The sequence below is a fragment of the Winogradskyella eckloniae genome (genome assembly GCF_013249045.1).
GTDB lineage: Bacteria > Bacteroidota > Bacteroidia > Flavobacteriales > Flavobacteriaceae > Winogradskyella > Winogradskyella eckloniae.
On the sequence record NZ_JABRWP010000001.1, the window covers coordinates 131,126 to 145,622 of the forward strand.

Genomic DNA, 14,497 nt, shown 5'->3' on the forward strand with positions numbered 1-14,497 from the left:
TGTTTTAAAGGCGCTTTAAAAAATTTTCTTCTTGAAATATTATTTTTTGTTTTTATTCACACCAAAAGACAGATAGTGATAGACGAGATCTATTGCGTATTTTTATTCAAAATCTATAAAATTTGTTGGGTCTACAGAATAGCCTTTACTCCACAACTCAAAATGAAGATGCGGTCCTGTGGTTAATTCACCTCCATCACCAGACATTGCTATGACTTCGCCCGACTTTACTAAATCGCCTTGAGATTTAGTAATCGCCGAATTGTGTTTGTACACCGAAATTAACTCTCTATTGTGCTCAATTATTACAACATATCCTGTTTCTATAGTCCATTCTGCAAAGATAATTGTTCCGTCTGCAGTTGCTTTTACTGGTGTGTTTATTGGTACTACAATATCTACTGCAAAATGCTTTTCTTTTAGGTTATAGCCTTCTGAAATATTACCATTTACAGGAGGATAGAGCACGTAGTTAGATTGATCACCAACGGTCTCAAATAAATTATACTTATCTTCTTTTTCTACCTTAAGTCTTAGAAGGGAATCTTCTCGGTTGGTTGGCACCTGTAAAATATCTAAGTCATTTTGTGCTGCTTCCATTAACGAGTCTCTATTAAATTCTAATGAAGACACATCACCTGTTAATACTTTTCTTATTGAAGCAAAATAGAGTTTATCTACTTCTAGCTTTTGTACTAACGAATCTGTTTTTAAGCTTAATTTAGTGGCATCACTCTTTAATTTTGCTGAAGAATATCCTGGAATATATTCTCTAAGTGGTGTAAATGCTATTAGTAATACAGTAAAGAATATAAGAGATATTGCAGAAAGTGATGTTAAAATAAACACGTTTAGACGTGTTAATTTTATAGCAAATCGCTCTTCAAAAGTATCTTCGTTTAAGATTACTAAACGATACTTGTGAAGTAGCTTTTTAGCTAATTTCTTTTCCTTTTTTTTCTTTTTTGCCATTAAAACAAAATTAGTTAAAATACTGAAATGGCAATATATTAAAGTCCTAAAGTTAACATAACAACACTATAATTAAACTATAATTACTAACTTTGCAGCATTAAATTAAAAGTTATGAGTTTAAGCATGTTACCATTAATGATTGGAATGCCTCAGGTAATTCTTATCGCAGTTGTAGTTTTATTAATTTTTGGTGGAAAAAAAATACCAGAATTAATGAAAGGGTTAGGAAGTGGAATTAAGGAATTTAAAGATGCTAGCAAAGATAATGATTCTGCAGAGCGTAAAGAATAGTATTACACTTCTTAGATATAAAAAAAGCCAACTTAAATAAGTTGGCTTTTTTATTATTTTATAGTTATCGATTTTATCATGGCTTCGAGCTCAAAAATATAATCTCGTTTAGGTAGTGATGGTGCATAGACATAGCCATCTGCTAGTAAATATCTGTTGTTAATTTTATCTTCTATTGCGTAAGTAATAAATGGGCCTGCCATACTATAACCTTGCATATCCCACATGCCTCTTACTTCGTAAGCTGGCTTATTGTCTATTATGGTTTTAAACATTGATGGCACATAAGCATCTTCAACAGCCATATAAATGCCGTCTTCACCAGGAATTTTAGTTTTAGTAATATTATCTCTCATTTTTATAATATCTACAATAGTGCTATCGCCTTGAGATATGGTTTCCATAGGCACTTCATATAGCATAAGCTCAATGGTTTTAGAATTTTTTAAGTTTTTACGGATCCAATAAAAATCATCCTCTGCCTTACTAATTCTATATGCCGAAGGAATATCAATAGTTATACCTAATTGGTCTTCCATTTTTTTATCAGCTAATAAAGAAAGGTTAATGCGTCTTAACTTTTCCTTTACCTCTTCCTTATTAAACGCATCTATTATTTTGTCTTTATTTTCATTTAATTGTGCTATAATCTCTTCGTTAGTTTTACCACTAACAACAGCTACCGTTTGAGGTTTAGCATATACGTTATTTAAAATCTTTGTTGTACTTTCTAAATTACCTTTTTCAATTTTTAGAACAATTCTGTTTCTTGCGGCAAAACCGTCGAACACTTGAGGTGGAATTTGACGCATACTAAACATAGGTTCTTCTGTTGGCAAACCATTTAATGGCGCTGCAAAAACATCTCTTATTGATTCGCCAACGCTATCTTCCCACAATATGTTATCTGCCACTATTGAAATTGTATTTAAATTTCCATTAGAATCTGGTAAATACATTTGGCTATCTTTTTTCTCTGACTCGCCACAAGCCATTAACAATACACTTAATAATACTGTATAAAACGCTTTCATAAGTTAAAATTTTTTGATGGTTTATTGAGAAACAATTAATATCATTCCTATTTTTAGTTTATTACTACTAATATCGTTCCAATCTTTAATATTTTGAACAGAAACTCCAGAATATTTTTGTGCAATGGTCCAAAGGGAATCTCCAGACTTTACTTTATAGGTTAGTTTTCCTTCTGTGTTTAATACTTTTTTAGGTGGTTTTGAAGCATTTAAAGCGGCTTGTTTATTGGGATAAATTGTGAGTCGTTGCCCAATTTTTAGGTTATTACTTCTTAAACCATTCCATTGTTTTAACTGACTGACTCTAACGCCATGTTTTCTTGCTATTTTACCTAAATAATCACCATCTCTAACACGATATCTTATTTTTGAGTCAGAACTAAAGACCTGAGGTAACGGTTTTTCGCGTTGATTAAATTCGGCATTTGCAAATGCATAAATTTTATCTTCATTAGTTACAAAAGACCCAACAGCCTCTCTAGGCAATCTTAATGCATACGTTTTGCCTTCAACCTTTGGAATTATATCTAATTTGTAAGCTGGATTTAAAAATTGTAATGCTTCAATTTTAACTCCTGTTACTTCAGACACATGATCTAAGGAAATCATTTGTTTCACATGTACTGTGTCTGTTTGTATGAGTTGAAATGGTGGACGTTCTGGCTTAAAACCATGTTCTTCTGCATATTCAAAAATATACATAGTCGCTAAAAAAGCAGGTACATAACCCGCTGTTTCTCTTGGTAGATTGCTTCTAATGTTCCAATAGTTTTTATAACCACCAGAGCGTCTAATGGCTTTATTTACATTTCCTGGTCCTGAGTTATATGCAGCCAAGGACAAATCCCAATCTCCAAATATGCGATACATTCTACCTAAATATTCGGCGGCCGCTTTTGTAGATTTTATAGGATCACTACGATCATCAACATAACTACTCACATCTAAATCGTGTTCTTTACCTGTACCATACATAAATTGCCAAATCCCAGTTGCACCAACGCGTGAGCGCGCTCTTGGTTTTAACGCAGACTCAACAATGGCCAAATATTTCATTTCTAACGGAATATCATGGTTGTCAAATTCTTGCTCAAACATAGGAAAATAGAAATGACTTAAGCCCATTAAACGTTCTAATGAAGTTCGTCTGTGCTTTAAATAGCTTTTTATTACACTTTCTAGTGAGGTATTGTATTCTACATTAAAAGGCGTTCTTGCGTTAAGTCGTTTTAGCCTTGCCTTTAGTGTATCTGTAGAGAGCTCTGGGTAATAAACCGGTTCGTAATTGAGTTCGGCTACGGATTTATAAATGGTATCGTAAAGTGAATTACTATAAAGTTCGGCTAACCATTTCGCATCTAATTCTGCTGCTTCTGGTAAATCTTTAAGGTTCTTAATACCTGTGGTATCTACTTTTGCTTTAATCTCTTTTCCATTAGAAAATAGATTTCCATCGATTACTTCACCTTTATTTGATATGGCTTCGGATGATCCGCTAGAAATGCTATCGGTTTTAGTTTGGGAAAACCCAGTACTTAAAACCACATACAAACTGGCACATAAAAACGATTTTAATGTCATGATTTACAAAATATTGATTTGTTCTAATGCAACGTTTTGTAAACGCTGTAATCGCTAAAAATAGCGTTTTTTTTGCTTTAAATTTAAAGGTTTGTTTTCAAAATGAACTATTATACTTTTAGAAGCTATAATTTAGTTTTAGTAGAATCCTTTTTCCTAAGGTTAATGAGGTACTTTCTAAACGTGAAAAGGATGATTGAATTATTCTACTATTAATACGATTTGAAAACACATTCTCCCCAATTATTGATAAATCCATACTTTTAATTTTGTTAGAAAGCCGGATTTCAAAATCAAATCTATCAAACACTTTTTCATTATCAATTTCAGAATAATTATAATTCCCCTTAATGTATAACCTCTCACTAAAATTATATCTTGTAGTGGCAGAAAAACCTTTAGAAATAAAATTTCTTTTATTCAAACTAGAATTTTGAAAATTAAAATTATAAAATGGTTTAAAAATAACTTCAGGAATATTTCTAAAATTTAATCTAACTTTTGGAGAAATACTTAGTTTTTCATTAGTAATATTTTGAATTTCATTGACTAGAGGGACTTTTTGTTTAACTAACCTATAATTTAAATTAAGCCCTAATTCCCAATTATTAAATAAATAAAAAAATCTATTTCTCGAGTTTAAAGTATAACCCACATTATCTTGATAAATATAACTTACTAATTGATTAATATCATTAAACTCATATAGTGATGAAAAAACTTTATTAGCAAAACTAACCGTGTTATAACTACTCCATGAGTAATTTTTCATTACATTAAGGTCAGAGTAAGATAATGTTATATTTTGAGTTTCTTCATTGTTTAAACTTACATTTCCGTGATATATAGAACTATAGCTGGAAATGTTAAAATAAGAATCTAATTTGCTTGTAGTAGGATAACCTATGTCTTTAAAATAATTTAAAAAAAAGCTTTTCTTATTGTTTATAACATATCTTATGTTTAGAAAGGGGTTAAATATTCCTTTAGTTATACTTTCCTTTTCAAAAGAGTTTTCAAAATCTAATTTATAGAGCCCTAATGATGAGCCTAGTTTAAAGTCCCATTTTTTTTTATTATACCTATAACTAAGCTTATTTACTTGCTGAATTTTATGGTACTCGGCTAAAGAATTAAATAGTGTGCCCAAATTATTTAAATCATTGTTTTCTAATATTTGACTTTGCGCTGTGGCTTTGTCGATATCACTATACGACAAATTAGCCGCAAATTGTAATGTGCTATATTTATTAAAATCATAATAAAGTATTGAGGATATGATTATATCGAGATTATTAGAATTTGCGTCTTTTTGGATTTTATAATTATTCTGATCTAACCACGGAATTTGGTCAGATAAAAAAGTATTATTACTTCCTAACATATGATTATCATCAACTTCTTTATAGTCAGTTTGTAAACCATAAACTAATTTTGTTTTATCACTTAGGGCTTTTATTTCTTCTAAGATTATATTAAAAGTAATTTTATAATCACTCGTAGTATTGCTAAAGTCTCTATTTCCTAAATTGCTTACAGAATTTATTTTGTTATAAATATCCGATTTATTCATTGAAAATAAACCCACAAAAAGTCTTTCTTTTTTACTTGTATGTAAATAGTTTGTTGTTCTTGCATAGATTGAGCTGGAAGATATGTCTTTTAACTCTTCCTTTAAGTCTACGCTATTGTTGGTTAAAAACTCTTCCGTTTCATTTAGAATTTCAGTAGAGCCTATTTTATTGTAAAACCCTAGGAAATCCCATGTAGACCTGTCTTTAATAATTTTAAAATTAGTAGCACCTAGTTTTGTTTTTGCCTTAGCGAGCTCATTATCATTTAAGTTGGTATAAAAATTTGCTTCGGGTAGCCTAAATAATATAGAGTTAGGGTCACTAAGCGCTTCAGATTCATTAATACCAATACCTTGTTCTGCAATATTATTAATATCTGAAATTACACTTATTTGTTGACGCTTTTTAAATTGAAACAATGCTCCATGTAGTTTATAAAAATTGGTGAAATCTGTTGCGCCTTCAGCGCTACCGAAAACGATAGATTTTCTGTTTTTCTTTAAAACCAAATTTATAACTTGTTGGTTTGTTCTTCTACTACCTTTTAATAAATTAGATTTACTATAATTGGCTATAATTTCTAATTTTTCTATAGCATCTGCAGGAATATTATCTAAGCCTAGTTTTGTACCACCTCCAAAAAAATCCTCATTTTCTACCATTAGTTTTGCTACTTTTTCTCCTTGAAAATAAATTGTTCCATTGCTTTCCAGAGTAATGCCAGGTAACTTTTCTACTAAATCTTTTAGCTTTCTGTCATTATCATCGATATATTTAGATAAATTAAATGAAACGGTATCTCTTTTTATAGTAATTTTTGGCTTAGTGTGTTTTATTACTATCTCATTGAGTTGAAAATCCGCATCTAGTAACACAATATTTATGGTTTCTTTTTCAGTTGTATTTATTACTATTTTTTGATCTGAAAAACTCAAATGTTTAGTTTGTAATATATAAATAGAGTTGTCATCTAATTCTAAACTAAAATTCCCTTCTTCATCAGAAACTAGAATATTCTCTGTTACAGATGGTGTGTTTTTTTTAGAAAAAGTAATTACAACATTGCTTATAGGCTCTTGTAAATTGTTTTTAACGTTTCCTTTAAAAGGTATTTGAGCAAAACAAAAAAAAGGTAAGAGTATTATTACAAGTAACAATCGCATAAAGCTTATTTAAATAAAATGACGTTATTATAAAATAACGTCATTGAAATTACTATTAGTATTTGTAAGCATTAGTTGCCGAGCATTATACGCTTGGCATCTCTTTTTATATCTTCTCTAGAACTAATAAATTCTTCATCTGTATATTGTTTATGTTTTGAAAGATCTATTGGTTGTAACTTATTCTCATAGGTATCTTCGAAACTAATTTTTTTAGCTGTATATCTAACATTCTCAACGTTCATCTCTATAATTAAACCCGGTAAACCATTAAAGTATAAGGGACCGTAAGGCATTGGTATTTCTGTAGTAAACCAAGCGTACGTTGGTTTGTCACTACCATAATCCCACCAAACGTTTTCCCCTAAGTATTTAGCGTAGTAACATTTATAACCGTCAATAGTTTTAGTCTTTTTAAAATCAATCTCCCATTTATCCTTTAAATCTACAATTACAGCCAATTGCTTATACCAATATTCCATACTAGTAATTGCTACATTAGACTTAGCATCGTAACTATAGTCTGCTTTTCCTTTCGCTTTATACATAGCTTTACTTTCTTGACTATCTTTAGAATAATCTTTTAATCTAAAGGATTGGCTTTTGTTGTCTGAAAAAGCGACGCCTAACTCCAAAGAATTCATGATGCTGTCTCTGTATAGCTGTTTGTTATGATATTCCTTATCATCCTTAATAAGGTCATTATAAGTAAAAGACTCCGTGACAGAAACTTGATATATAATATAACCAGTATCTTTTTTTTCTTGTAGAAAAAAAAGTTGAAAAGAAAAGAATACAATTATTGCTAAGTTGAGTTTCATAGAACTATAGATTGAACTAAGTTTACTTAGTTAATACTTTTAAATAAACTTAGTTAGTTAAAAAAAGAAAATTTAATACCACCTATTCTTGTCCTGGAGGAGGTAAAATTAATTGGTCACATCCTCGTTTTTTGACACAACCATTATAATTACTCCTCCAATCTTCTGGGTCAGCACCTCCAGCTTCCATTCCATCTGCATACCCAGAACAGTAAGAACTAGATTCTGGTTGACACGCAAAATAAACATCTTCGACTTTTTCTTCTGTACCAGAAAAAGCTAAAGCAAAAAACACAAACGTAATTTGTAATACTTTCATAACTATAAAATTTTGTTGATTAATATAGTTGAAAGAAAGAAAAGCGGAAAAAAACAAATGTTTCCAAACAAATTTCTCACATTTAACATTTTAGTAATGTGTGCTTTAAAAAATATCTAGTCAATAATAGCCGCAATTCCAGGTAAAGTTTTACCCTCTAAACTCTCTAACATTGCACCACCACCTGTACTCACATAACTTACTTTATTTTCAAAACCAAATTGTTTTACAGCGGCTACAGAATCACCGCCTCCTACTAATGAAAACGCACCATTTTTGGTTGAGTTAGCTATTGAATTTCCTAATTCTATGGTGCCGTTAGCAAAACTTTCTAATTCAAAAACACCTAAAGGTCCATTCCAAAGTATCGTTTTACATTGATTCACCACAGCATCGAAATTTGCAATAGATTTTGGGCCAGCATCTAAACCTTGCCATCCATTAGGAATTTTAGTAACATCACAAACTTGTGTATTGGCATCATTGCTAAAAGCATCTGCTGCAATGACATCTACAGGAATATGAATTTTTACACCTTTTGCTTCGGCTTGCTTTAAAATATCTAATGCGAGTTCCATTTTATCATCCTCACAAATTGAATCTCCAATTTGTCCGCCTTGTGCTTTTATAAAAGTAAATGTCATACCACCTCCAATGATCAAATGATCTACTTTATCTAATATATTTTCTATTACTGTAATTTTTGAAGATACTTTTGCTCCTCCTAGTACTGCTAAAACTGGCTTTTCACCATCTTCCATTACTTTTTTAATACTTTCAATTTCCATTGCAAGTAAGTTTCCAAAGCATTTAGACTCTGGGAAAAATTCCGCCACTATGGTTGTAGAGGCATGTGCTCTATGTGCTGTACCAAAAGCATCATTTACATAGATATCGCCTAACTTAGACAATTGCTCAGCAAAGTTTTTATCACCTTGTTTTTCTTCTTCATGAAAACGTAAGTTTTCAAGTAATAATATTTCTCCAGGTTGTAAGGCTTCAGCTTTTTCTTCTGCCTCTGCTCCAACACAATTTGTTGCAAATTTTACTTCAACACCTAAAATATCTTCAATTTTAGAAATTATATGCTTAAGAGAGAATTCTTCTTGTACGCCTTTAGGTCTGCCTAAATGCGACATTAAAACACAACTTCCTCCATCTTCTAAAATCTTAATAATTGTAGGTTTTGCTGACACAATTCTAGTCGCATCCGTTACCTGAAAATCATCATTTAATGGCACATTAAAATCTACTCTAATTAGTGCTTTTTTATTTTTAAAATTGAAATCGTTTAATGTCTTCATGAGAATTTTAATAAGTGGTGAAAAAAAATATTTTGATGCACAAATATAAAGATTAACGTATTAAATACTAGACTTAAACTAGCGTCTTTTTGGTAATAGTCTACTATTATTTACGATAACCTTTTCGCTAGTACTCATAATTCAGTTTTAAGGGTAAATAAAAAAAACATAGTTTTGCTGCATGCAATTTTCGGACGTTTTAGGACAAAACCATATAAAAAATCACCTTACCACAAGTGTAGATGCTGGTAGAATTGCTCATGCTCAATTATTTGTTGGTCCTGAGGGTTCTGGTACATTAGCCATGGCTCTTGCCTATGCGCAATACATTTTGTGTAATAATACCAATGGAGAAAACTTAGGCGGCAACGACTCTTGTAATATAAAATTTAAGAATTTTTCGCATCCAGATTTACATTTTGCGTTTCCGGTAACAACTAGTGACAAGGTAAAAAGTAAGCCTGTTTCTAAATATTATCTCAATGAATGGAGACAGCTTTTAAACCAACAGCCTTATGGTAATTTATTTGATTGGTATAAGCTTTTGGGAGTTGATAATAAACAAGGGCTAATACGTGTTGATGAAGCGCAAGAAATTATAAAATCGTTAACCTTAAAATCTTATGAAGGTGGTTATAAGATAATGATAATTTGGATGGCTGAAAAAATGAATACACAGTCGGCCAATAAATTATTAAAGCTAATTGAGGAGCCACCAGAAAAAACAATTTTTATACTTATAGCTGAAGACGAGGAGCAGATTATTGGTACCATTAGATCACGTTGCCAGCTCTTGCGTTTTTCTCCATTACCAGAAGAAGTTATAGCTGAAGCCTTGGTAAAAAATTATCAAATAGTGCAATCTGAGGCGACTAAAATTGCACATCAATCTAACGGCAATTACAATAAAGCTTGTGATTTAGTCTACCAAGATAGTGAGGATATTCAATTTGAAAAATGGTTTATCATTTGGGTGCGTTCTGCATTTAAAGCACGAGGTAATAAAGCAGCCATTCACGATTTAATGGCATGGTCTGAAGAGATTGCCAAAACCGGACGAGAAACTCAGAAGAAATTCCTAAAATTTTGTTTAAATTATTTTAGACAAGCCTTACTTCTTAATTATAAGGCCAATGAATTGGTTTATTTAGAGCCTAAATCAGATAATTTTAAGATTGAAAACTTTGCGCCCTTTGTACATGATGCTAATATCATGGAAATTTCTGAAGAACTAGAAAACGCTATTTATCATATAGAACGTAATGGCCATTCTAAAATCATCTTAACGGATTTATCTATAAAACTCACCAGATTATTACATAAAAAAAGCCAAGCTTAAATCGCCTGGCTTTTTTTATGGGTTATTTTAATAATGAATTACTTCGCTTCTGTACTGTCTTTAGACGTTTCTGCTTTAGCATCTTTACTAGCATAAGCATCATTGATTGCTGTTGTAACTACTTCTGTAATATCACTAGCTTCAATACCATAAACAACACTTCCTGCTTGATTTTTTCCTAGAATAAACGCATAGCCATTCTTTTTTCCATAATCTGCTACAAAAGCGTTCATTTTAGAAATAACCGAATCTATTTCTACACTATACATTTGCTCCATTTGTTGTTGTTGCATTTGCATTTGTTGTTGAATAGGTTGCCACTTTTGAGAAAATGCCTGAGATTCTTGTTGCTGTTTTTGTGGCGACATTTTACTCAAACGTTGCTGTATGCCTTGCATTTCTGTTTGATAGACTATAGCTATACTATCTCGTGTTTTGTTAAAACGATCATTCTGAGCCTTAAACTTATCTTCAATGTCAATTTTCATTTGATAACCGTTTATAACTTCTCCGTTATCAATAAATGCTATTTTTTGTTGTTCTTGACAAGAAGCCGCTCCAACTAAAACCATTAAACCTAAAATTACTTTTTTCATTATATCTTGTTATTTACTTTTTATGAAAGTTAAAATCTTTCTTGTTTGTGTTTCAAATTAATTTTTGCAAATGTATAAAAGTTAGTGTCTGAATTACCGAAAATTTTAAATATTGATATTTTCTATAGTAAATGAATATTATTATTTTTAAAATCTATAAAAAACAACTTCATATAAAGCGTTTTAAGCGCATTTCTCAAATTCTCCTTATCTCAACACTTTGTGTTATCAAAAACATCAAAGGAGTATGTTTAAATTACGAATTAGCATTCTTAAGCACATAAATATGTGAAGAATACTCTTTAGACCGTTTGGCTTTGCGATTAGATTGCCATCCTATCCAAAATGCCTTAACAGGATTCATAAATCCTGATTTATATTTTTCTGAAAGTAAACATACATAATACGCATCAAATGTCATTGGTAAAACTTTTTCTAACTGCATCTTTTTCTTTTTGAATAATTCTGAAATCGATATTTTAGAAAAATGCCAAAGATGTCTTGGCACGTCATAAGCTGCCCAAAAGTTTTTGTAATACTGCGCATCGTAACTTTTATAATTAGGAACCGCAATGACCAAAGTACCATTTGGTTTCAATAAGGATTTAAATAATGCGGTGTGCATTTCCAAATCTGGTAAATGTTCGAGCACATGCCAAAGGGTAATTACATCAAAACTGTTTGGTTTTAATTTCGATAATTCTTCAGTTTCAAAAACAGCATTATTGGTTTTGGAATTTGCAATTTGCCTTGCGCTTTCATTAGGTTCTATTCCTGTAATATTCCAATTATCTTTTAAAGCCGTTTGCAAAAAGTCACCTGTTCCACAACCAATATCCAAAAGTTGTTTTGATTCTGACTCAAACGAATTGATTAATTTCAATTTTCGCTTTAGAGAAATTTCTCTCACTTTGTGGTATACAAATTCTAATAGATTTCGCTTTGTATCGGTGTGCGAAATATAGTCTTCACTTTTGTAATATTCTGATAGTTTTTCACCTTTAGGTTCTGGGAAGGTTTCTAACATATCAAGCTCCTTATTATACAATAATTGAAACGCTTCTTTGGATAGAGAATGGTCTTTTAAGGTTAGGTATGTTGGTTTATTATTTGGCACGAATTCGAAGGTAATAATGTTTTATCAAATATTAATTTTGAACTTGAAATAAATTTATTCCAATAATATTAGTCGTTTTTTAACACCCCTAAAGTCCCCTCAAGGGGACAATTGTTCTAATAATATTTAGTGCTTCTGATTATAAATATTTGTTATAAATACACCTCTTATTATCAATTAATAAAATTTTTAAAATATAAATTGTCCCCTTGAGGGGACTTTAGGGGTGTTTTTTTATTAACTATTAAAATCGTTCCACGTGGAACATTAAAATAATAACACATAAAATTAGCTACGCTAAATCTTCAATTTTCTTTTTCAAAGAATATTAGCGACCCAAGTAAACTAATAAAACAGAAATGTCATTTGGCGAAACACCACTAATTCGAGATGCCTGAGAAATGGTTACGGGTTGTATTTTATTTAATTTTTGTCTAGCTTCTATACTCATAGATTTCAATTTTGAATAATCAAAATCAGCAGGAATCTTTAAATTTTCAAGTCTGTTTAACTTGTCTGCATTGTTCTTTTCCTTTTCAATATAGCCAGCATATTTAACTTGAATTTCCGCTTGCTCTATCACTTCCCTATCCAAATTTTGTGTTTGAATATAACCTTCTACAGCTTCAAATTTCCTTACATCATTAATAGTAATATTTGGTCGCGCATACAATTTAAACATCTTATCTTGTTGTTTCACTGTCGCAGAATTTTTCGATTCTAAAACCGGATTTGCTTCTTCAGGTGTTACACTAGTATCTCTAAAAAATTGCACAAATGCTTCCGATTTTGATTGCTTTTCTTCCATTCGTTTTAAACGTTTTTCCGAAGCTAAACCTAACTCATAACCCTTAGGTGTCAATCTAAAATCTGCATTATCTTGTCTTAATAAAGTTCTATATTCAGCACGCGAAGTAAACATCCGATAAGGCTCTTCTGTACCTTTTGTAATCAAATCGTCTATTAAAACACCTATATAAGCTTCGTCTCTTTGCAATGTAAAGGCTTCCTTTTCTTGAACTTTAAGACTTGCATTTATACCAGCCATCAACCCTTGAGAAGCCGCTTCTTCATATCCAGTAGTACCATTAATTTGTCCAGCAAAATATAAACCATCAACTAATTTTGTCTCTAAAGTATGCTTCAATTGTGTCGGTGGAAAATAGTCGTATTCGATCGCATAACCTGGTCTAAAGAATTTTACATTTTCAAACCCAACTACAGAACGTAAGGCTTTAAATTGAACATCTTCTGGCAAGGATGTAGAAAAACCATTTATATAATATTCACAAGTATTCCATCCTTCTGGCTCTACGAACAATTGGTGTCTATCTTTATCTGCAAATCGATTGATCTTATCTTCAATGGAAGGACAATAACGAGGTCCTACACTTTTAATTCTACCGTTAAACATTGGCGAACGATCAAAGCCTTCACGTAATAGATCGTGAACTAATTCACTTGTATAAGACATATGACAAGAACGTTGTTCCGTTAATGGTTTTGTAATATCTAAATAAGAAAATTTTTGTGGATCTAAGTCTCCAGGTTGTTCAATCATTTTAGAAAAATCTAAAGAACGACCATCTACTCTTGGTGGTGTTCCTGTTTTCATTCTTCCAGATTCAAAACCTAAATTAACAAGTTGTTCTGTGATTCCGATTGCAGCTCTTTCACCTGCTCTTCCACCACCGAAATTTTTATCGCCTATATGAATTAAGCCATTTAAAAAAGTACCATTAGTCAACACAACAGACTTCGCTCTTACCTCAACACCAAGTGACGTTTTTACACCAACCACTTTGTGATTTTCTACAATAAGACCAGAAACCATTTCTTGATAGAAATCTAAATTCTCAGTGCCTTCTAAAAGAATTCTCCAATCTTCAGCAAAACGCATTCTATCGGATTGCACTCTTGGACTCCACATTGCAGGTCCTTTAGACTTATTTAGCATCTTAAATTGAATCGCAGAAGTATCTGAAACAATTCCACTATAACCACCAAGCGCATCAATCTCTCTAACAATTTGTCCTTTTGCAATACCTCCCATCGCAGGATTACAAGACATCTGCGCAATGTTTTGAAGATTCATTGTAATTAACAATGTTTTACTTCCCATATTAGCCGCAGCTGCAGCAGCTTCACTACCTGCATGTCCTGCTCCAACAACTACAACATCATATACTTCGTTAAACATAGTAAACTATTATTATGTTCCACGTGGAACAATCTAAATTCCTCCGTAGGCAGGAATCTTATTAATTAATAAAATACGCTTCTCTAAAAATTTTCATTTTCGTTTCTAAAGAAAATCAAAGCCTGCAAATATACAATGAAATTGAAACAGTCCATCACACCTACTTTTTGTAATCTGAATTAA

12 protein-coding genes are annotated in these 14,497 nt (G+C 31.4%); 2 read left to right on the forward strand and 10 right to left on the reverse strand.

Translation table 11 applies throughout. The features are described 5' to 3' along the window. Positions 1-102: 102 nt before the first annotated feature. Positions 103-972, reverse strand: a complete 870-nt coding sequence (locus tag HNV08_RS00645; protein WP_173279183.1) for a M23 family metallopeptidase — start codon at positions 970-972, stop codon at positions 103-105. 114 nt (positions 973-1,086) lie between these two features. On the opposite strand from HNV08_RS00645, the gene HNV08_RS00650 reads away from it, so the two are divergent. Continuing rightward, positions 1,087-1,266 carry a twin-arginine translocase TatA/TatE family subunit gene (locus HNV08_RS00650; RefSeq protein ID WP_173279184.1) on the forward strand — a complete coding sequence of 60 codons (180 nt, stop codon included), beginning with the start codon at positions 1,087-1,089 and terminating at the stop codon, positions 1,264-1,266. Between the two features lie 53 nt (positions 1,267-1,319). Here HNV08_RS00650 and HNV08_RS00655 read toward each other — a convergent pair whose 3' ends face one another. The 6 genes from HNV08_RS00655 to HNV08_RS00680 all read right to left on the reverse strand — a co-directional run bounded on the left by HNV08_RS00655 (position 1,320) and on the right by HNV08_RS00680 (position 9,062). Next, positions 1,320-2,300, reverse strand: coding sequence for a DUF4837 family protein (locus HNV08_RS00655; RefSeq protein WP_173279185.1), 981 nt, complete (start codon positions 2,298-2,300; stop codon positions 1,320-1,322). 21 nt (positions 2,301-2,321) lie between these two features. Further along, positions 2,322-3,881, reverse strand: coding sequence for a LysM peptidoglycan-binding domain-containing protein (locus HNV08_RS00660; RefSeq protein WP_173279186.1), 1,560 nt, complete (start codon positions 3,879-3,881; stop codon positions 2,322-2,324). A gap of 118 nt (positions 3,882-3,999) precedes the next feature. Beyond that, positions 4,000-6,618 (reverse strand): carboxypeptidase-like regulatory domain-containing protein, encoded by a 2,619-nt coding sequence (locus HNV08_RS00665; RefSeq protein ID WP_173279187.1) that lies wholly within the window; start codon positions 6,616-6,618, stop codon positions 4,000-4,002. Between the two features lie 71 nt (positions 6,619-6,689). Next, positions 6,690-7,439: a GLPGLI family protein gene (locus HNV08_RS00670; protein ID WP_173279188.1), complete on the reverse strand. Its 750-nt coding sequence runs from the start codon at positions 7,437-7,439 to the stop codon at positions 6,690-6,692. A gap of 82 nt (positions 7,440-7,521) precedes the next feature. Then, a complete protein-coding gene (locus tag HNV08_RS00675) occupies positions 7,522-7,758 on the reverse strand; it encodes a hypothetical protein (protein WP_173279189.1) in 237 nt (78 codons plus the stop codon). Positions 7,759-7,874: 116 nt separating this feature from the next. Further along, positions 7,875-9,062, reverse strand: a complete 1,188-nt coding sequence (locus HNV08_RS00680) for a phosphoglycerate kinase (RefSeq protein WP_173279190.1) — start codon at positions 9,060-9,062, stop codon at positions 7,875-7,877. A 181-nt stretch (positions 9,063-9,243) separates the two neighbouring features. Here HNV08_RS00680 and HNV08_RS00685 point away from each other — a divergent pair, with 181 nt between their 5' ends. Then, entirely contained in the window at positions 9,244-10,401 is a 1,158-nt protein-coding gene (locus tag HNV08_RS00685; RefSeq protein ID WP_173279191.1) for a DNA polymerase III subunit, read from the forward strand. A gap of 38 nt (positions 10,402-10,439) precedes the next feature. On the opposite strand, the gene HNV08_RS00690 is transcribed toward HNV08_RS00685, so the two are convergent. The 3 genes from HNV08_RS00690 to mnmG form a co-directional block, all read right to left on the reverse strand. After that, positions 10,440-10,997 (reverse strand): OmpH family outer membrane protein, encoded by a 558-nt coding sequence (locus tag HNV08_RS00690; protein ID WP_173279192.1) that lies wholly within the window; start codon positions 10,995-10,997, stop codon positions 10,440-10,442. Between the two features lie 256 nt (positions 10,998-11,253). Then, entirely contained in the window at positions 11,254-12,114 is an 861-nt protein-coding gene (locus HNV08_RS00695) for a class I SAM-dependent methyltransferase (RefSeq protein ID WP_173279193.1), read from the reverse strand. A gap of 328 nt (positions 12,115-12,442) precedes the next feature. Beyond that, entirely contained in the window at positions 12,443-14,314 is a 1,872-nt protein-coding gene (gene mnmG / locus HNV08_RS00700) for a tRNA uridine-5-carboxymethylaminomethyl(34) synthesis enzyme MnmG (RefSeq protein ID WP_173279194.1), read from the reverse strand. Between the last annotated feature and the right edge of the window lie 183 nt (positions 14,315-14,497).